The 20,388-nt window shown below is 69.6% G+C and carries 12 protein-coding genes; 7 read left to right on the forward strand and 5 right to left on the reverse strand.

The annotated features are described in order from the left end of the window. Positions 1-68 precede the first annotated feature (68 nt). Positions 69-4,442: a discoidin domain-containing protein gene (locus HUA75_RS12570; protein WP_174486549.1), complete on the reverse strand. Its 4,374-nt coding sequence runs from the start codon at positions 4,440-4,442 to the stop codon at positions 69-71. 380 nt (positions 4,443-4,822) lie between these two features. Further along, positions 4,823-8,203 (reverse strand): peptidoglycan-binding protein, encoded by a 3,381-nt coding sequence (locus HUA75_RS12575; RefSeq protein WP_174486550.1) that lies wholly within the window; start codon positions 8,201-8,203, stop codon positions 4,823-4,825. A gap of 335 nt (positions 8,204-8,538) precedes the next feature. On the opposite strand from HUA75_RS12575, the gene HUA75_RS12580 reads away from it, so the two are divergent. After that, positions 8,539-9,894 (forward strand): hypothetical protein, encoded by a 1,356-nt coding sequence (locus HUA75_RS12580; protein ID WP_174486551.1) that lies wholly within the window; start codon positions 8,539-8,541, stop codon positions 9,892-9,894. Beyond that, complete coding sequence (locus HUA75_RS12585; RefSeq protein ID WP_174486552.1) at positions 9,894-10,244, forward strand: DUF2019 domain-containing protein; 351 nt, start codon at positions 9,894-9,896, stop codon at positions 10,242-10,244. Before HUA75_RS12580 ends, HUA75_RS12585 begins: the two co-directional genes overlap by 1 nt. A gap of 142 nt (positions 10,245-10,386) precedes the next feature. On the opposite strand, the gene msrA is transcribed toward HUA75_RS12585, so the two are convergent. Then, the gene (msrA, locus tag HUA75_RS12590) at positions 10,387-11,043 is read right to left on the reverse strand and encodes a peptide-methionine (S)-S-oxide reductase MsrA (protein ID WP_141640403.1); all 657 of its coding nucleotides are present in this window, start codon (positions 11,041-11,043) and stop codon (positions 10,387-10,389) included. Positions 11,044-11,179: 136 nt separating this feature from the next. Here msrA and HUA75_RS12595 point away from each other — a divergent pair, with 136 nt between their 5' ends. Then, a complete protein-coding gene (locus HUA75_RS12595) occupies positions 11,180-12,787 on the forward strand; it encodes a Sapep family Mn(2+)-dependent dipeptidase (protein ID WP_174486553.1) in 1,608 nt (535 codons plus the stop codon). Between the two features lie 3 nt (positions 12,788-12,790). Here HUA75_RS12595 and HUA75_RS12600 read toward each other — a convergent pair whose 3' ends face one another. Next, positions 12,791-14,857: an ATP-binding protein gene (locus tag HUA75_RS12600; RefSeq protein WP_174486554.1), complete on the reverse strand. Its 2,067-nt coding sequence runs from the start codon at positions 14,855-14,857 to the stop codon at positions 12,791-12,793. Positions 14,858-15,135: 278 nt separating this feature from the next. Here HUA75_RS12600 and HUA75_RS12605 point away from each other — a divergent pair, with 278 nt between their 5' ends. Then, positions 15,136-16,098, forward strand: coding sequence for an ornithine cyclodeaminase family protein (locus tag HUA75_RS12605; protein ID WP_174486555.1), 963 nt, complete (start codon positions 15,136-15,138; stop codon positions 16,096-16,098). Next, on the forward strand, positions 16,095-17,462 hold the full coding sequence (locus tag HUA75_RS12610; protein WP_141640407.1) for an MFS transporter: 1,368 nt from the start codon (positions 16,095-16,097) through the stop codon (positions 17,460-17,462). Before HUA75_RS12605 ends, HUA75_RS12610 begins: the two co-directional genes overlap by 4 nt. Before the next feature lie 3 nt (positions 17,463-17,465). Here HUA75_RS12610 and HUA75_RS12615 read toward each other — a convergent pair whose 3' ends face one another. After that, positions 17,466-17,708 (reverse strand): hypothetical protein, encoded by a 243-nt coding sequence (locus HUA75_RS12615; protein WP_141640408.1) that lies wholly within the window; start codon positions 17,706-17,708, stop codon positions 17,466-17,468. 311 nt (positions 17,709-18,019) lie between these two features. Between HUA75_RS12615 and HUA75_RS12620 the strand changes: the two genes are divergently transcribed. Then, positions 18,020-19,951, forward strand: coding sequence for a glycoside hydrolase family 15 protein (locus HUA75_RS12620; RefSeq protein ID WP_174486556.1), 1,932 nt, complete (start codon positions 18,020-18,022; stop codon positions 19,949-19,951). Between the two features lie 100 nt (positions 19,952-20,051). After that, the gene (locus tag HUA75_RS12625; protein ID WP_174453839.1) at positions 20,052-20,345 is read left to right on the forward strand and encodes a hypothetical protein; all 294 of its coding nucleotides are present in this window, start codon (positions 20,052-20,054) and stop codon (positions 20,343-20,345) included. Positions 20,346-20,388 lie beyond the last annotated feature (43 nt).

The following is a 20,388-nucleotide window of genomic DNA, read 5'->3' on the forward strand; positions in this document are numbered from 1 at the left end:
CCCGACACGCGAAGGGAAGACGGCCGGGAGGTCAGCCGCCGTCTTCCCCTCGTCCCGGTGCGGGCCGACTACTTGGTGAAGGTGATGGGGCCGCTGGAGAGCGTGGTGTTGTTCGCTCCGTCGACCGCCCGCACCCGCCACGTGTGGCTGCCCGCCGCGAGGCCCGTCAGCGTCGTCTGCTCGGTCCCCACGCCGTACACCTCGAACTCCCACAGCGAGTACCCATAGCCCGTGGCGCGCTGGATGCCCCGCATGCGCACGTAGCGACCCACGCCGCTCAGGTTGAGCAGGTCATCCTGACCGCCGTTGCCGTTGGCCTCGGTGTACACGGCCCTCCACGTCGCGCCGTCCACGGAGGCCTCGATGGCGTACTGCCTTCCATACGCCGCCTCCCAGAACAGGTTCACCCGCTTGATGGAGTACACGGCGCCCAGGTCCACGGTGATGGACTCCGTGTCGGGGCTGGCCACGTCGGTGCGGCTGGACCAGCGCGTGGCGGTGACGTTGCCGTCCACCGCGTCGTTGGGGCTGCCGAACTCCGAGGACGTCGCGGAGACGTTCTTCGCCAGCGCCAGGTTCGTCGACGTGCCCACGTAGGTCTTCGGCGTCACGTCCGGCGCGCGGTCCGTGCCGTCCACCACGAGCACGTACCTGGACACGCCCGCGCCCACGTCCGTCGTCTGCTCCCAGATGAACGTCGTCGACGCGCCCGGCACCGCCGCGCCCGCCGCGGGCACCAGCGCCGCGAAGGCCGCCGGAGGCGCCGTGTCGTTCAACGTGAAGGTCGCCGTGGCGGACTGCGTGACACCGCCCGCCCAGTTGTAGGCCCTCACGAACCACGTGTGCGCGCCGTTGCCCAGCGCGGCGTTGATGACGGGCGCGGAGTTCGTGCGCGTCGTCGCGACAGGGAAGGGGCTGCCGTCCAGGAACACCTCATAGCGGTGGATGCCCGTCTGAGGGTCGCTGCTCGCCGTCCACGTGAAGTTCGGCCGCGTGGTGATGGTGGAGCCCGGTGCCGGCGTCTGCAACGTGAACGCCGTGGGCGGCGTCGCATCCGTCAGCCCGAAGCCCTGGATGCCCGCGCCGTACTGGAACAGCGGGTTGCCGTAGATGGGCAGGATGGGCAGGCCCTGGGCAATCCGAGACTTGATGGCAGCTCGCTCGGCGGCGGTGGCGCCCAAATCGAACGGGATGTCCCACTGCTCCAATTGGTTGTTCTCCACGTCGGTGCCCACCTGGTCCATGCCCCTGGGCAACTGCCACGGCAACTTGCCGCGCGGGAACACGTCGCCGAAGAGGATGTCCGCCACGGCCGGGCCTCCCGAGTCTCCAGGCCGGTACGCCACCAGGAGCGCGTTGGTCTGCGGGACGACGTTCGTCAGCACATACGGACGCGGCAGGATGAGCACCGTCGTCGTGGGGATGTTGCGCGAGCGGAAGCCGGTGATGAGGCCGTACTGGTTGCCCCACTTGGCATCATGCGCCGGGCCAATCGGGTCTCCGGGCAGGTAGGGCTTCTCCTTGTCCCACTCGGTGCCGTGGGTGAAGTAGCTCTCGCCCACCACGACGATGGCCGCGTTGGGCGTGACTCCCGCCGGAGCGTTGTCCTTGTAGACGGTGATGCCGGCCGCCTCGGCGCGCTGTTTGATGGCCTGGTAGATGGTCAGGTCCCCGAACTCCGTGCCGTGGAAGTCCGAGCGCCACGTCACCATGCAGGGGCCCGCATCCGCGCAAGGCCCCGCCACGACGATGCTCGAGCCCGCGCCCAGCCGCAGCGGCAGCGCGCCGTCGTTCTTCAAGAGCGTCATCGCGTTCTGCGCCGCGCGCCGCACCAGCGCCTTGTGGTCCGCCGTGTGCCACTCGGACGTGCCCGCGAGGCCCCTGCGGTACGGGTCCTCGAAGATGCCCAGGCGGAACTTCAGGTCCAGAATCCGGCGCACGGAGTCGTTGATGCGCGCGATGGGCACCGCCGTCTCGAAGTCGCCCATCTGCGCGGGATTCGCCCCGCCCATGACGTCCGAGCCCGCCGTCGCCGAGCGCGTCCACGCACCCGACGGCAGCCAGTCCGAGCAGATGACGCCCTGGTACCCGAGATTCACACGCAGGTAGTTGAGGATGCCCACGCTGTCACCGGCGCCGTAACCCTCCGGGCCCAACAGCCAGCTCCCCGCGTAGCCGGGCATGATGCCGCTGGTGCCCGCCTCCAGCGCCGCGTGCCACGGACGCATGTGGTAGTGGATGGTGGTGCCGTCATAGGTGATTCCGGCCTCGCCGCCCGCGCCCTGGCCGGGCCAGTGCTTGGTGGTGACCCAGATGGAGTGCGGGTTCACCTCGGGACCGCCCTGCAGGCCCGCGATGAGCGCGCGGGTGAGACCCGCCGACAGGTCCGCGTCCTCGCCGTTGCCCTCCTGGATGCGCGGATAGAGGACCTTGGTGCCCACCTCCGCCAGCGGCGACAGGGTGCCTCGGCTGCCCACCGCGAGCTGCTCGCGGCGTTGCATGTCACCCAGCTCGTAGACGGTGTCCAAATCGCGAGAGGCGGCCAGCGCCGGCTGTGTGGGCCAGCTCGTCTTGTAGCCGTGGATGGAGTCACCCGCGTCGACGTTCGGGATTCCCAGCCGCGTGCCCGCCGAGGCGCGTTGGAAGCTGATGATGTCCTCCGGGCTCAGGGGGCCCATGGTGAAGCCCGCCTCGGGGAAGGTCTTGGCCTCGTAGAACATCTGCAGCGCCTTCTCGCGCGTCGTCATCCGCGCCATCAGGTCGTTGACGCGGGTGGCGATGGGGTTGTGCCAGTCCTCGTACGGGTCGATGACGCCGTTCTTGTTCAAGTCGCGCATGCCGTTGATGAGCGCGACGCCGTCCGCCGCCGTCTCGACGACCGGCAGGTACACGCTGAACTGGCGCAAGTCCGAGCGACTGGTGGCGCCGCTGGCCTGCGTGGCCACGACGTACCACTTGTACGTCCAGCGGTCCGGCAGGTCCTGCGTCAGGGTGAACGACGTGCCCGTCGTCGTGGTCATCAGCGTGTAGCGGTCCAGCAGGCTGCCGGCGGCCATCCAGTCGTAGTCGACGCGGCTGATGTTCAGATACAGCTTGTAGTTGGCCGCGCCCGCGACGGCGGCCCACTGGAACGTGGGGCGGCGCGTGTTCGTCACCATGGCGTTGTTGGCCGGAGCGACGACGGCGAACGCACCCGCGATGGCGGGAGGCGCGGGTGCCTGGTACGGGTCCGGGATGATGGTGCGGTCTCTTCCGTCCGGAGGCCCGCCCGTGGTGAAGATTTCGACCTTCCACTCCGCGCCCTGCACCGCGAGCGAGGTGACGCTCTGCCCGCGCAGCACCGTGCCGGTGGACGTCGTCACCGCCAGCCGGATGTCCGTGTTGGGCGCGGTGGGCGAGAACTGATTCTTGGAGAGCGTAATCGTCGTGTTGGGAGCGAAGGTCAGCTCGTAGGTGAAGGGCCCGGGCGGGTTGCGCACCGACGGCGTGGTGTTGCCTTCCTCCGGCGTGGGCGTGACGCTGATGGGCGCGGGCGAGACATTGATTTTCGCGTACGCCAGCTCCGGGAACATCAGCTTGATGGTCTGGTTCGTCGTCTGCGGCGGCGGCTCCTGCGGTCCGTCACCGGGCGCGTAGACCTCGAAGTCCCAGAGGGAGATGCCGTAGCCGGTGCCTCGGGTGATGCCGCGCACGCGCACGTAGCGGGCGGAGCCGGACACGGTGACTTCGCGGCGGCCCGGCGCGCCGTCGGTGATGTTCGTCGCGAGCGGTGACCAGGTGCTGTCATTCGTCGAGCCTTCAATCGCATACGTCGACGGATAGGCGCCCTCCCAGTTCAGCACCACCTTGCCGAGCGTCCTCGCCGAGCCCAGGTCCACGCGAATCCACTGGCCGTCCAGCGGGTCCGAGGACCAGCGCGTCGTCGTGTTGCCGTCCACCGCATAGCCCGGCGTGAGGTGGGCCGCGTTGCCCTCCACCGTCGACGCCGTGGCGGGACGGTTCTTCGCCAGGTCGCCCGTGGTGGCCGTGCCGCTGTAGACGGCGAACTCCCACAGCGAATAGCCGTAGTCCACCGCGCCGCGCACCGTGCCGAGGATGCGCACGTAGCGGCCCGTGCCTGACACCGTCAGGTCATCCGTCCCGCCGTCGCCGTCGGTGATGGTGCGGATGTCCGTCCAGTTCGCCGCGTCCGGGGACGTCTGCACCTTGTAGCCGATGGCGTACGCCGTCTCCCACGTCAGCACCACGCGGCTGATGGTGGTGCTCGCTCCCAGGTCGACGTAGATCCACTCGTTCGCGGTGAAGGTGCTGCCCCACCGCGTGCCTCCATCTCCATCCACCGCGTAGTTGCCCGTGAGTCCCGGCTCCGCGGACGACGTCACCGTCGGTCGGTTGAGCGCGAGGTTTCCGGCCTGGGCGCTCGCGTCCGCGCCGAACGCCATCACACCCACTGCTACCGCTGTCGCACACACCCGCGTCAGCAGACTCCTGACACGGTGCGTGGCCTGCACAAGAGGGGTTGGTAATCGCATGGGGACGAAAAGCGGGCCGCTGGAGAAAGTAGGGGAGGGGGTGAGCCAGCGCATACCGAGACGGTTCTGCGTCCGAGCGGTCCTTTCCTTTCAACCCATGATTCTATTTCTTCGGACGGCAAAGAAAGTCAAACGAAGACCCGCTAACGCGGCAAGTCGCGAAAGGCGTGACGGTGCCCCGCGTTGAAGTTTCATCAGGTTACGCGGGTGCCGCGTTGCGTTGTCGACAAGGGCGTCGGGTGCGGGCGCGCGGCGAGTGTTGTCGCGCGCCCACTTCGACCGATGCGGGTTCAGCGCGTCTCGTTCTGCTTCGCCCACGCGGCGACTTCGGGCGTGCGTGACTCCACCCAGGCGCGGAACTCATGGGCCTGGGAGAGGTACACCTCGCCGCCGCCCGCGCCACTGGAGGGCGGGTGTCCGAAGAAGCGCGTGTGCACCTCGCGGGCGAGGGTGCCCACGTCGACGCCGTGGGCCTTCGCGAGCCGCTCGAGGAACTCCTGGAAGCGCGCGCCGTCTATCTTCATGGCGTCGGCGGCCTGCACGAGGCTGTCCAGGTGGGTGGCGCTCTGCCCCAGCGACGGGTGGTCCGCGATGAGCTTCTGCACCTGCTCCGGCGACATGGCCAGGTCCTGGCACAGCCGTTGGTCGAGCAGCTCCGGCCCCAGCGTGATGAGGTTGCGCGCGAGCGTGGCGTCCATGCCGCTGGCGGTGAGCAGCTTCACCTGCTCCTCGCGGGTGCGCTCCTTCTCCGGGTCCAGGTACCTGGCGCCGAGTCCTCCGAGGAACAGGGCCGCGCCGAGCACCTGGAAGCCCGGTGCCCAGCTGAAGAGCGCCGCTCCCGCCATCAACGCGCCGCCCAGGGCCTGGGCTCCGGACGCGCTGGCCTTCCAGCCGTCGCCCTCGCGCAGATACTGGAAGCTCTGCAACGCGTCTCCCGCCGCGCCCAGCACCGCGCCGATGGCGGACGCCTTGCCGAGCGCCGCGACGGTAGAAGCCGCCGTCGCCGTCTTGCCGAGCACGCCGGCGAGGAACACTCCGCCGTCCGCGGTGAAGCTGAGGCCGTCTCCGACAATCTTGAGCTTCGCGGCGAGGTCCGCCTGACTCCAGTTGCTGGCGTCGCCAGCGAACGCCGTGCCGACGACGAGCAACCCCAGCCCGCGCAGCGCCTGTCCCCGAGGAGAGTTCGCGCTGTAGGGCAGGCCCGTCTCCTGTTCCGTCAGGAGGGCATTCAGGGACTGCGTCGTCTTGCGCACGTCCGCTTCGGAGGTGCCTGGCTTGATGGTCCGCAGCAGGCGGACGTAGGCCTTCATGTCGTCCGGCTTCATGCCGAACACATCCGAGCAGCGCGCGAGCCCGTCGAAGATTTTCTGGGCGGTGCCCGGGGACTTGCCGCCGGCCGCGAGCAGGGCGCCGGTGCCCGCGCTCTTCACGAGCGCGAGGGCGAGCTTCTCGTCGAAGTCCTTGCCGTCCTTCAGCTTGCCCACGACGTCGAGGAAGAGCGGTGCGTCCTCCGCCTTGGCCGCGAGCTGTCCGGCGAGGTAGCTGGCTCCGCCCTGTGTCTCCGCCATGCGGGGCAGCTCGCGAGCGAGCGCGGCGACACGCGGGTCATCCGCGCCTTGAGGCACGCCGTCCGGCGCGGCGGTGGCGAGCAGCTTGCCCAGCCGCTCGAACTCCGCGAGGTCCTTCTGGATGCCGGCCTGCCCGACGTAGGTGGAGATGAAGTCCTTCTGCTGCTGGGGCGTGAGGATGGCGGAGGGGCCGCCGAGCAGCGCGGTGAGCTTCTTCTGGTGCAGCTCCGCCTTCTCCGCGGCCATGGCGAAGTCGCCGCGCACGCCGTCGATGGCGCTCCACAGCGTGCGGTGAAGCGCCGCCTGGTCCTTGCCGTACGTGGGCGCGGTGCTGCCCGGCGCAATCACTTCCCTCCGATTCAGCGAGCGCTCGATGTCGAACGCGAGTCGAGTGCCGAGCCCGAAGTTGACGGCGGTGCGCACCGCGCTCGTCATCGACATGTTCACGAGGCCCGGAGGCGCGTCGCGCGTGAAGGCCTTGCCCACCATTCCCGCGGCGGGGTCCTTCAAGAGCTCCGTGGCGCGCGTCAGGGAGTAGAACGTCTGGTGCTCGATGCGGCTCTCCTGGTCCGCGAGCTTCTTGAGCACCTCCGGATTGTCCAGGTCGGGCTGGCGCAGCGGCGGACGGGGGTGGAGCTGGCGATTCGTCTCCGGAGACACGCCGGCGAAGAGCTGGCCCATCTTCGCCAGGGACGGCTCGGCGGCGCGGACGAACGCCTCCTGGTAGACGGGGTCCGGGTTGCTGGCGATGAACTGCTCGAACTGACGCGCGCCCTGCTCCAGGCTGTTCTTGAGCGTGCCCTCCAGCGCCTTCGCGTCTTGCGCCGCGCGCGTCTTCACGTCCGTGTCGGCGGAGACGCTGACGATGCCCACGCCCGACTTCGGAGTGGTGAGCTCGGGCTCAGGGACGGGGAGTCCCTGGGCGGCCTCGTCGAGCCGGCTCGCGATGGAGTTGCCAACGCTCGTGCCCGCGCTGGAGCCCGCGTTGGCGGCTGGACTCGTGGCTCGAGAGGCGCCCTCCAGCGCGGTGAAGGACGGCTGTCCCCGAGTGGGGGAGAAGAAGACGCCGAGCTGCTCGCGCGTCATCGCCACGGGGCCACCGGTGTGCAGTGGGTCCGCGACGAGGTACTTGCCGTCGGATGTCTTGCCGAGGATGGCGTTGAGATGGCCGATGTCTCCGGAGCCCATGCGCTCGGGGAACTGGTCGCGCCACTTCGCGTTCGTCTGGCCATTCGCGATGACAGGGTTTCCCGCCGCGAGCTGCTGGTCCAGTGCCTCCCAGCCCTGGCCGTAGCGAGAGCCGAGGCCCGCGGCCTTGATGCCATCACCCACCATGGTGCCGCCCGTCAGCTCGCGGTCCCTGTCCAACTGCGGCACTCGCGTGCCGTCGGACGCCTTCACGTGGGTGAACTCGCTCTCGCGACGTGGGCTCATCAGCGCGCGGGCGTAGTCCACCTGTTGCTCCTTGGAGAGCCCCGGGGGCATGTGGCCCGTGTATGCCAGTGACATCGCGAGGCTCGCGGGCCCGCAGTTGGTGCTGCCGCGCGGACCGGTCGGGTTGTACTCGGAGGTGAACTGGGTGATGAACGCGGCCTCGGCGGACATGGCCGGCCGTCGTGAGCCGCCCTGGGTCGTGAGGGCCTGGGTGAGTGCCTCGCGTGTCCCCGCCGCGTACTGGCCGGTGGCCGTCACGTCGTGTTCTGTCTGGAAGCGCTCCAGTGCCGCCGCCGTCTTCGGGCCGAACTGGCCTGGCCCCGTGGTGACCTGCTCCTCCGTGAGATAGCCCAGCGTCACCAGTGCGTCTTGCAGCGCCTTCACCTCGGGGCCGGAGTCGCCGCGCTTCAGGTCCTTCAGCGGAAGCGGGACGGGGGGTTCCTCTTCTTCTTCGGGAGGAGGCGGCGGCGGTGGTGGCTGGAGCCGCTCGCGGTGGACGGCGCCGCCGTCACCGTCCTCGAAGCGGGAGGTCGAGTCGAAGCCCTCCGTGCCGGAAGTGTCTTCCTGCTCGACGACGTGGTTCTGAGACGATGTCTCGTTCCGGGCTGTTTCAGTCGCGCCTTCGGATGAGATGGTTTGAGTCGGACGTGATGAGCCGTCGACACGCATGGTGTGTTGCTCCCCCTCTGATATCCAACGCACCTACGGCTCAGCGGCGGCTCGATTGCGTGGCCGTGTGGCGCTTCGGTGCGCTCGTGGGGGAGAGACAACGTTCCAGTCGTCACCTCGTCCATCCGGGGCGAGGGGCGGGCCCGCACCAACATGGCCGGGGCTGCGTTGGAGAAGCCCAGACCTGAACCCTTCCTCAAACGCCAGCGCCGCGAATCGCCAGCTCACGGGCGCAGCTACCCCTCGGAGTGCCTGTCAGCTCTTTCTGGTATTGCAAGACCTCCAGTCGACGACGGACCCCCGACGAATGGGGGCCATCGCCAGGAGGGCTTCGCATGTCGCCGCGATGGTCGATTCCGCTGCTGCTCGTGATGATGGCCGGATGCAGCGGCACCACGAAGTCCGTGCGCCTGAATACGGGCCTCGGCGAGCCCATCGTCCTCACCCCACGCAGCGGCGATGCCGCGCCGGTGGAGCTGGACGAAGACGACTTCGTTGAAGCCGTGGAAGCGCTGGCCCAGAGCGTGCGGCCCTCCACTTGTCCCCAGGAAATGGCCCGGCGATTGTTCGAGGTGGGTTCGCGCAGTGGCTCGTACCTGTACGAGCCACGCGGCCACCGCGTCATCCCGCTGGGACCGGGCGAACACCTGGAGGGCGAACAGCCTGCGACAGAGGTGGAGCTGACGCGCGCATACCTGCGCTGGTGCGAGCGCACGAACAATCCCGGCGATTGCCTGCGCCTCCTGGTGGAGAACCCCACGGTCACCGGAGATGGCCGTTACGCCCTGGCCATGGCCTTGGCACAGGGCGTCGTGTTGGACGAGATGATGGACGCGTTCAAGGACATGACCGACCCCCAGGCCATGATGTCGGCGGTTCTCTGGACGTGGACCACGTACTGCATCTTGCTCGCGGTGCCCGAGCCTTTCTCGAAAGGCGTGGCCGCCGTGATGACCGCCACCCTCATCGCCTATGTGGGGGTCGATACGTTCTGGACCCTCATCGTGGGCTTCAAGCGGCTGGTGGAGGAGTCGGAGCGGGCCACCACGTTTGACGAACTCCGCGAGGCGGGCGAGCGCTATGGCCAGGTCATGGGCCGCAACGCGGCGCGCGCGTTCGCCATGTTGGCCGTGGCCGCCATTGGAAACACGGCGGCGGGGTTGGGGTCGAAGGTGCCCAAGCTCCCCGGCGCCGCGCAGGCGGCGGTGCAGGCCGAAGCGCAGGTGGGCCTCAGGCTCGCGGCGGTCGCGGACGTGGGAACGGTGGCGGTGAGCGCCGAGACCGTCACCATCGTCCTCGCCCCCGGTGCCGTGGCCATGGCGGCCAGAGGCACGAGCGGCGGCGCCTCCGTCAAGGCGCGTCCCATGGGCTACAGGGCCTGGGGCTCGTTCAGTGGCTTCAAGAGGGCCATGGGCCCGGCGGGCAAGAACAAGGAGTGGCACCACATCGTCGAGCAGACCCCGGGCAACGTGAACCGCTTCGGCCCCCAGGCCCTCCACAACACAGAGAACGTCATCCCGCTGGACAAGAGCCTGCACACCAAGGTCAGTTCCCTCTACTCGTCGGTCCGCTACGACATTACTCAGTCGCTCACGCAGACCGTACGGCAGTGGATGAGTACACAGTCCTATGAGGCCCAACGCGAGTTCGGGCTGTTGGCCATTGAGAACGTGAAGCAGAGGGTCTGGTGATGATTTTGGAAGAACTGGTCGAGCAGTTCGCTCGGAATGTCGCGGCCCAGACTGATGCCATTCATCGAGGAGATTCCAGGACAGGGAACAAGCACGCCAAGCAGTACACCGCCGCGCTTCAGGCGCTACGCGCGCAGGGGGATACTGGGCGAGACGCCCTCGCCGTGCTGCTGAAGCATCCGCGTACGGATGTTCGAGCCATGGCGGCTGCGTTTCTGCTCCGCTACCGGACGGCAGAAGCCAAGGCGGTATTGGACGCGGCAGCAAACGAGGGAGGGATTGCCGCCATCGGAGCGATCATGACCCTGCGACGTTGGAAGGACGGCACCTGGGCGCTCGATCCGGAATAGGGCGGCGTGGGAGTTGAGCGAGTCGGAGGTGGACGTCGGCGACGGGTCTTCGCAAACGGAAGGGGCCACCGAGCCCCCAGGCTGCCCCCCGACGGGAGGCACCCAAGGTGCCTCCCGGTGACTCCTGTCACGGCCCCGTGGCTCAGGCGCTGACGCCCACGCCGATGGGGCAGCTCACGCCGGTGCCGCCCAGGCCGCAGTACCCACCGGGGTTCTTCTCCAGGTACTGCTGATGGTAGTCCTCGGCGAAGTAGTACTCGGGCGCCGGGATGATTTCGGTGGTGATGGTGTCCAGGCCCTTCGCGGTGAGCGCCTTCTGGTAGGCGTCCCGACTGGCCTCGGCGGTGCGCTTCTGGGACTCGCTGGTGGTGTAGATGCCGGAGCGGTACTGCGTGCCCTCGTCGTTGCCCTGCCGCATGCCCTGCGTCGGGTTGTGGCTCTCCCAGAAGACTCGCAGCAACTGCTCGTAGCTGAGCTTCTTCGGGTCGAACACCACGCGGACCACCTCGTTGTGGCCCGTCATGCCGCTGCACACCTCGCGATAGGTGGGGTTGGGCGTCAGGCCCCCCGCGTAGCCCACGGACGTGCTGTACACGCCGGGCGTCTGCCAGAACTTGCGCTCGGCGCCCCAGAAGCAGCCCAGGCCGAAGATGGCGACCTCGTGGCCCTCCGGAACAGGCCCCTTCAGCGGGGTGCCCAGCACCTCGTGCTTGGGGGGAACGGACATCTCCTCCGTACGGCCCGGCAGCGCCTCCGCCGGGGACGGCATCCGCAGCTTCTTGGTGGAGTTGAAGAACATGCCCTAGGAATAGCCTCCCGCCCGTCTGGTTTCACCCCTAGAAGGAGCAGGCGGCCAATCAGGCGGTGTTGGGGCCACAGGCCCTCCTCCACCAAGGTAGGCCGACCTGCCCCGCTGAAATAGGGTCTCCCACCGAATGCGCCTCCCCACCGCCACGGCCTTGTTGTGTCTCGTCCCCTCCCTCGCGCTCGCCGGTGCGGACTCCCGCTGCCGCGCCAGCCGCTTCTCCGCGCAGGAAATGAAGGGCGCCTCCGCCCAGCAGCGCCATGCCGCGTATGTGCAAACATGTGCGCTCGACGAGGTGGTGGAGCTGACGAAGCAGCTGGTGCGCTTCAAGACGGTCAGCAGCGAGGCGCCTCCCGCGAAGAGCCCCGACATCGCCGCCATGGGCCGCTTCCTCCAGAAGTGGGCCAAGGCCCATGGCATGGCGTACCGCGTCGTGGGCGACAACGACGTGTTCGAGATTGCCTGGGGCGAGGGCGCGCCGACACTGGGCCTTGTCTTCCACGGTGACGTCGTCCCCGCCCCCGTGCATGAGTGGAAGCGCCCGCCCTTCGAACCCTATGTCCAGGAGGGCCGCCTGTTCGGCCGGGGCGTGGAGGACGACAAGGGGCCGCTCGCGTCGGCGCTGGTGGCGCTCGACCACGCGCGAAGGCTCGGGCTCAAGCCCCAGGGCAAGGTGCTCGTCATCGTCGGCAACGGCGAGGAGAGCGACTGGAACGGCATGGCGAAGTACGCGGCCACCGAGCCCAAGCCCACGCACGTCATCTCCGTGGACTCGGGCTACCCCGTCGTCGCCGCGCAGTCCGGCTTCGTCGCGTGGAACCTCGTCGCGCCCGTGGGGCCGGCTCTGAAGTCCTCCAAGGTCGCGCTGCGGCCGGTGGACGTGAAGGCCGGCGAGTTCCTCACGCAGGTGCCCGGCACGGCCACGCTGAAGCTTTTGCCCGGTGAGGAGGGCTCGCTCGCCGTCGCCCTGGAGACCGTCAGGAGCGCCGTCACCGAGGAGCAGCGGGTGCGCCCCGGGCTGAAGGCGGACGTGAAGGAGGAGGGTGGGGCGGTGGTGCTCACCGTCCACGGCAAGGCGGTGCATGCCTCCATCGCCGACGAGGGAAACAACGCGCTGTGGGGCCTGTCCGGTGTCGCGGCGAGGCTGCTCATGGAGGACAACGGCATCGCCGCCATGCTGCACGTCCTGGCCACGCGCTTCGACCGCGACCACCACGGTGAGAAGCTGGGTCTCGTGTACTCGGACGGCGGGCTGATGGGGACGCTCATCGTCTCGCCCACCGTGCTGCGCGTGGCGGATGGCAAGGTGAGCCTGGGCGTCAACATGCGCCGTCCCCAGGGGAAGGATGCGGCGGCGTTCAATGCCTCGCTGGACCACGCCGCGGAGCGCGTGGGCCAGGACTCCGGAGGCCGCGTGAAGGAGGGTGGCGGACGCTACGTGGGAGACGCGCACGTGGCCGACACGTCCGGGCCGCTCGTCACCACGCTGCTGGACATCTACAAGCGTCACAAGAACGTCCCGGACGCGAAGGCGACGTCCGTGCGCGGTGGCACCTACGCGCGCCTGTTCCCCAAGGCGGTGGACTTCGGCCCTGGCTTCCCGGGCGAGGAGTACACCGGCCACGCGCCCGACGAGTCCATCTCGCTGGAGAGCCTGGACCTGGGCACGCGCATGCTCGCGGAGGCCATCCACACGCTGGCCCTCACGCCCGCGCCCGTCTCCGCGCAGGAGAAGTAAAGGCTACGCCCTCGCGGGCGGGCTCTTCGCGCGGGGCCAGTACACGCGGAAGGTGGTGCCCTCCTCCTCCGAGGAGCGCACCTCCACGCGGCCGCCGTGCGCGCGGGCAATCTGGTGGACGATGTAGAGGCCCAATCCCAGGCTGCGCTGCTTCTGATACGTCGAGGCCGACTCGGACGTCGCCACCGGCGTCTTGAACGGGTCGAAGATTCGCGGCAGCAGCTCCGCGGGAATGGGCTCGCCGCGGTTGTGCACCTCCAGCACCACGTCGTGGGCCTCTCCACGCACCCGGGTGTGCACCGGCGTGTCGCCGCCGCCGTGCTGAAGTGCATTGGACACCAGGTTCCCCAGCACCTGCGCCACCCGGTCCGGGTCCCAGTCGCCCGACGTGTCTCCCGACGACTCGAACAGGAGCGGACGCCCCGGGTGGCTCACCTGGAGTTCTTCCAGCGTCGCCTGACACACGTCCGCCAGGTCCATGGGCTGGGGTGAGACGGGGATGCCCTCGCCCAGCTTGCTGCGCGCGAAGTCGAGGATGTCCGTAATCATGCGCCCCATGCGCCCGGCGGACTTGCGGATGCGCTCCACCGCGCGGCGCTCCGGTGCCTCCAGCTCCTCCGCGCGCGCCAACTGGAAGGCCGAGGCGCCAATGGCGTTGAGCGGGTTTCGCAGGTCATGTCCCAGGACGGCGAGGAGCTGTTCCCGGAAGTCCACCGCGCGCTGGAGCGAGGCCTCCGTCTGCTTGTGATGGGTGATGTCCACCAGGACGCAGCCCAGGCCCAACAGCCCCGAGGCCTGGGGCTCGCGCACCGGATAGAAGGTCACCTGCCACATGCGCTTGCCTCGCGGCGGCATCAGCGAGGTCGGCGTGGCGAACTCGAAGGACTGCAGGGGCTCGCCCGTCTCCAGCACGCGCCGCAGCAAGGGCTCCATCAGGTCCGCCACCGCCTTCGGCTGCATCTCCCGCAGCGTCCTGCCCAGGTGCGCCTCGGGCGGGAAGCCGTTGATGTCCGCCAGCGTCTGGTTGATGCGCAGGTAGCGCAGCTCCGGGTCCAGGAAGGCCATGCCCAGGGGCGAGGCCGCCAGCAGCGCGTCGAGCAGCGCCAGCGAGCGCTGGGCCTCCACCCGCGCATCCCGCTCCATGTCCTGGAGCCGGGCCTGAAGGATGTATGCGGCGGCGCGCTGACACATGGTGCGAAACAGCAACAGGTCCGCGTCGGAGAAGCCAAAAGACGTACGCGAGCCCAGGTACGCCACGCCCAAAAGCCGCGTTCCTTCCACCAGGGGCACGCCGTAGACGGCGCGCAGCCCCACGTCGCGCAGCACCGGCAGCACGACGCGCGAGTCCGTGGAGGCCGAGCGCAGTGTCATGGGCTGGCGTGTCGCGGCGACCTCGCCGACGAAGCCCTCGCCCAGCGCCACCGAGCTGCCCAGGGCCTTGTCTCCGCCCAGCCCCACCGCGGCGCGCACCACCAGGCGGTCCGCCTCCAACATCAACACCCCCGCCGAGTCCACCGTGAGGGTCGACTCCATCACCACGTTGAGCAGCCGCACGAGGAGCGTGTCCACCGCAGGGCCGTCCAGCGTGGCCTGCGCCATGCGGTCCAGTGCCTGGAGGCCGCGCTGTCGCTCCTCCGCGAAGCGCTGCACCGTCCTCACCACCGTCCGGTCCAGGGCGCCTTCCAGTCGCTCCAACTCCCCGGGTTCGAGGAGCCGGGCCTGGGCCTCTAGCCTTCGGAGGATGCACTTGCGAAGGAGCGCGTACTCGGCCACCACCTCGCCCAAGTCGAAGCCCTGGTCCAGTCTCACCACCGCGTGCTCGTCCGCCAGCGCGGTGTCGGGGCCCTGTTCCCCCTGGTCGAGCGTGTCCGCCAGCGACACGAGCAGCCCCGGCATGTGGTCCAGCAACCAGGAGGGCTTTTCGCGCAAGCCGGCGTGGAGCGCGTGCATCGCATGCTCCCACTCCGACAAGAGGGCCTCTCGATTCGCGCGCAGGAAGTCCGACGCCCTGAGCGGTGTTTCCCGCTCGGGCTCGCCGTGCTCCGTGGAGCGTGTTTCCGGCTCCAGCATCACCGACCTCCTGAGGCCCCGCCCCCTCGCGCCGCCCTGACTTGAATCTGGGCACCTGGGCAGTTGTATGTATGTCCGGCCCCTCCGTTTGGCGGGAGTCGCGCGTGCGAGGGCCACCCCGAGCCCTCGTCATCCGAGGAGCCCGCGTGGCGCCCGCCGGAGTCGTCCGTCGCTCCCCTCTGGACGAGGTCTTCGTCCGTCCACCGGCAATCGGTTGACCCCGAAGGACGACGTCGGGGGCTGTCGGAGTGCACGCGCTCGGTTAGGGTGAGTGGCAGATGCGCACCCTCCTGCTGACCCGCTCCGATGTGTCTCGCAATCTCCAGGCGCTCACCCTGCTGGAGGATTTGCGAGAGTCCTTCCGCACCGACGCCCTGGCACGCACCGTGGCTCCCCAGCGCGTGCGCGCGTCGCTGCACGCCGAAGGCACCGTGATGGCGCTCCTCCCCGGCTGTCTGCCCGGCATCCCCGCGTACACGGTGAAGGTGCACGCGAAGTTCCCTTCGAGCACGCCGGCCATCCAGGGCGTGCTGCACCTGAATGACCTGGCCACCGGCGAGCTGCTCGCGGTGATGGACTCCGGCCACCTGACGGCGGTGCGCACGGGGGTGATGGGCGCGCTGGCGGCGGACGTGCTGGCGCGGCCGGACGCGAGCCGGGTGGCCATCATCGGCGCGGGCGCGCAGGCGGTGATGCAACTCAAGTCGCTGCGCCTGGTGCGCTCGCTGTCCCACGTGCGGGTCTACGACACGGACCCCACGCGCTCCTTCGCCTTCGCCACGCGAATGTACAAGGAGCTGAACCTGCCGGTGCGGCCCGAGGACTCCGTGGCGGACGCGGTGGCGGACGCGGACATCGTCATCGCCGCGACGTGGAGCCGGCAGCCCTTCCTCCACCCCGGCATGGTGCGACCGGGCACGCACGTCACCACGCTGGGCGCGGACGAGCCGGGCAAGGCGGAGGTCTCCGCGGAGCTGCTGCGACAGGCGCGCTTCATCTGCGACCACCGGGGCCTGTCCGTCACCAGTGGAGCCGTGGGCAACGTGGGGCTGGGCGAGGACGCCATCCACGCGGAGCTGGGCGAGGTGATTGCCGGGCTGAAACCCGGCAGGACGTCTCCAGCGGAGGTGACGGTGTTCGGCGCGGTGGGGCTGCCCTTCCAGGACCTGGCGGCCGCGTGGCACGTGTATCAAGCCGCGCGGGGTGATGACGCCATCCAGGGCCTGGACTTCAGCGCATGAGGGTCTGGGACTCGCTCATGTCGCGGTTGGGGCTCACGCGGCCGGAGCTGCGCGCGTGGGCGATGTACGACTGGGCGAACTCCGCCTACGTCACCACCGTCATCGCGGTGGTGTTTCCCATCTACTACGCCTCCGTCGCGTCGAAGGGGCTGGAGCGTGAGGTGGCCACGGGCCGCTTCGCCGCCGTCACCGCCGTGGCGCTGGGCACGGTGGCGGTGTTGTCGCCCGTCCTCGGCGCGCTGAGCGACAGGGCGGGCCGACTCAAGGCGCTCCTGGGTGGCTTCCTCGCCTTGGGGTTGCTGGCCACGGTGGGGTTGGCCGGCGTGGGGCCCGGTGACTGGGCCTGGGCGCTGGTGTGCTTCGGTCTGGGCAACGTGGGGGTGACGGGCAGCATCGTCTTCTCCGACGCGTTGCTGCGCCACATCGCCAGGGACGAGGAGCTGGACCGGGTGTCCACCGCGGGCTACGCGCTGGGCTATCTGGGAGGCGGGCTGCTGTTGGCCGCGCAGCTCGTGTTGCTGGTGAAGCCCGGCTGGTTCGGGCTGCCGGACGCGGCGGCGGCCTCGCGCGTGTCCTTCGTGACGGTGGCGCTGTGGTGGGGCGCGTTCTCGGTGCCGCTGTTCCTGCGCGTCCCCGAGCCTCGGCCCCCGAGCGGCGCGCCCCTGCCCCGGCTGTCGCTCACCGGCGTCTTCTCGCAGCTCGCGGAGACGCTGCGGGCGCTGCGGCAATACCGGCAGGCCCTGCTGCTGCTGGTGGCCTATCTGCTCTACAGCGATGGCATTGGCACCATCATCCGGCTGTCCACGCTGTATGGGACGGAGCTGGGCATTGGCCAGGGCGCGTTGATGGGAGCGCTCCTGATGACGCAGGCGGTGGGCGTGCCCTGCGCGGTGTTGTTCGGCAAGGCGGCGTCGCGGGTAGGCTCGAAGCCGGCGCTGATGTTCGCGCTGGCGGTGTACGTGGTGGTGACGTTCCTGGGCTACTTCATGAGCTCGCCCGTGCACTTCTTCGCGCTGGCGCTGCTGGTGGGCATGGTGCAGGGCGGGAGCCAGGCGCTGAGCCGCTCGCTGTTCGCGCAGATGATTCCGCGTCACCGCGCCGCGGAGATGTTCGGCCTGTTCAGCGTCTTCGAGAAGGTGACGGCGGTGGCGGGCCCGCTGGTGTTCGCGGCCACGGTGGAGCTGACGGGCTCCAGTCGCCTGGCGGTGCTGTCGCTGCTCGGCTTCTTCGGCGCGGGCGCGGCGGTGCTGTGGCGCGTGGACGTGGAGGCAGGCAAGCGCGCCGCTCGCGAGGACGACGCCCGCGCGGGGTGGAATGATGCTCCGCTGACGACCGCCGCTCCCGGGGCCGCGCGCGCGGACTAGCGCTCAGTGCTCGACGGGGGGCACCTCTCGGGGGGCGGAGAAGAGGCTGTCGCGTCCATGGCGCAGCACCACTTCTCCGTGGAGGACCTCTGTCACATCGTCGAAGGACACCGCGAAGTCATGGCGGCGCAGCAGGCCCTTCTCCACGATGAGCTCCTTCTCCGTGATGTCGATGATGCGGCCAATGGTGTGGCCATCATTGCCGCGGACCTTCATTCCCTTCTGAATCTCGGCTCGGCTGAACATGGGAGCTCCCTGGGGGCGTGGGAGAAGCCCCTCGTGGCCAAGCTGGAGAGGGACCTCGCCGGGTGCAACGCCCGCACGGTGAGACGGCCCCTCGGAGGCTTTGCGGGAGACGGCTACCCCCGCGACTCGGCGCCCGGGCGTGCGGGTGATGTTTCAGTCGACAGGGATGTTTCACGGGAGGCAGGCGACCGATGCGGTGAGTCCGGGAATGGACTGAAGCCTGGTTGCACCCGCGCCCGCGCGTCCCCATCGGTGTGAGGAGGTCTGTCTCCAGGACTGAAACAAGCGAGCCTTCAGGGAAGGAAGCGTGGATGCGACGCATCGCCGACTATGCCCTCCTGGGTGACTGTCATTCCGCGGCGCTGGTGGGACGGGACGGCTCCATCGACTGGGCCTGCTTCCCGCGCTTCGACGCGCCCGCTGTCTTCTGCCGCATCCTGGACGCGCGGCGGGGCGGCAGCTTCGGCGTGTCACCCGAGGGCCCCTTCACCGCCACGCGCGCCTACGTGGAGGACACCAACGTCCTGGCCACCACCTTCACCACGTCGCGTGGCGTGCTGGAGGTGGTGGACTGCATGCCGGTGTCGCCCGGGGCGTCGGGCGGAACGAGCGTGAGCACGCGTCACGCGCTGTTGCGGCGCGTGCGGTGTCTCGACGGCGAGGTCCGGGTGCGCGCGGTGGTGGCCCCGCGCTTCGAGTATGGCGCCTTCGTCCCTCGCGTGCGGCTGACGTCATGGCGCACCGCGGAGGTCGTCGGCGGCGCGGACGCGCTGTGGATTGCCGCCACGCATCCGCTCATGGCCCATGAGTCCGCCCTGCGCGCCCGCTGGACGCTGCGCGCGGGAGACGAGGCGTGGATTGAAGCCGCGTGGACGCCGTCCTTCGTCGAGAGGGTTCCCACGGACGCGCCGTCCCTCGACGACTTCCGTCGCCGCCTGGAGGACACGCTCACCTTCTGGCGGACGTGGATTGGCCGCTGCGAATACACGGGCGAGCACGCGAGGGCGGTGCGGCGCTCGGCGCTCACGCTGAAGGCCCTGACGTACGCGCCCACCGGGGCGCTCGTGGCCGCGCCCACCACTTCGCTGCCCGAGGAGCTCGGGGGCTCGCGCAACTGGGACTATCGCTTCACCTGGTTGCGGGACGCGTCGCTGACGCTCATCTCGCTCCTGGTGCTGGGCTACCGCGAAGAGGCGGATGCCTTCCGGTACTGGCTGCGGCGCACCAGCGCGGGGCGCGCGGAGGACGTGCAAATCATGTACGGCATCCAGGGCCATCGCCTGATGCCCGAGGTGGAGCTGAGCCACCTGTCCGGACACGCGGGCTCGCACCCGGTGCGCATCGGCAATGGCGCGGTGAAGCAGCTCCAGCTCGACGTGCCTGGAGAATTGCTGGAGGCGACGTGGCTGTATGCGCGCGCGGGCGGGCCGGTGACGCCGAGCAACTGGGCCTTCCTCTCCGGACTCGTGGAGGAGGTGTGCCGACGCTGGCGACTGCCGGACCAGGGGCTGTGGGAGATGCGGGACGCGCCTCGACACTTCATCCACTCGAAGCTCTTGTGCTGGGTGGCGCTGGACAGGGGGTTGCGACTGGCGCGGGAGCGAGGACTTCCGGTGCCGCTGGTGCGCTGGGCTCGGGAGCGCGAGGCCTTGCGTCGCTACCTGATGGAGTGCGCGGCGGACGGCTGGTTTCCGCAATCGCGGGGCTCGGACGTGGCGGATGCTTCCACGCTGCTGGTGCCGGCCCTGGGCTTCCTTCCCCTGGCGCATCCGCTGGTGCGCGGCACGGTGCGGCGAGTGCGCGAGCGGCTGGAGTCCGGTGGCCTGCTGTACCGCTACCTCGCGCCGGACGGACTGTCGGGCGGAGAGGGCGCCTTCCTGCTGTGCTCCTTCTGGTTGGTGGATGTGCTGGCCCACGAGGGACGGCGGGAGGACGCGGAGGTGCTGCTGTCGCGGCTCTTGGGACTGGCCAACGATGTGGGGCTGTACGCGGAGGAGGCCGTCCCGCTCACCGGCGAGGCGCTGGGAAACTTCCCCCAGGCCTTCACGCACATGGCGCTGGTGTCTTCCTGCGCGCAGCTCTCCGCGGTCCATGCGCTGGAGCAGCGGCACCCACCCGAGCAGCCTCGAGACTTCGCGGCCGTGGCCCTGGAGCACCTGCTGGAGTCCCGGGGCAGGCTGGCGCGGGAGGCCGCCGCGGCGTTGCCCTGGCTGCTCGAGCCGGACGCGGTGGCCACCCACTGAAGAGGGCGCTTGTCCGGACGCCCGCATGGCATCCGAGCGGAGAGGTCAGGCCCGTGGTCGCTCGCCGGAGCGTGTCCATCTTCGCCCTGGGGAGGTGCGCATGGTCGTCGGCTTCATGGCATCGCGAACGGGGCGTTGGCTGCGAATCGTGACGGGCTCCTGTCTGGTGCTGGGCGGGTTGCGTACCGGGACGGCCCGGGGCGCCGCGGTGGCCCTGTTGGGCCTGGGGCCCCTGGTCGCCGCATCACTGGACCTGGTGTTGCTGGGGCCCCTCTTCGGGCTTCCCATGCGCGGCTCGGACATCCGCCGCGAGCTGGGCGTCACGGGAGAGGCCTCGCTGCTCAACGGCCACCGGCGCGCGTCCTCGCGCTGCGTCTCGATGACGCTCCACTGACGAGCGGCCCGCGCGCCGTCACGGTGACGGCGCGTGGGGGCGC

The sequence above is a fragment of the Myxococcus sp. CA040A genome, assembly GCF_013336725.1.
GTDB lineage: Bacteria > Myxococcota > Myxococcia > Myxococcales > Myxococcaceae > Myxococcus > Myxococcus llanfairpwllgwyngyllgogerychwyrndrobwllllantysiliogogogochensis.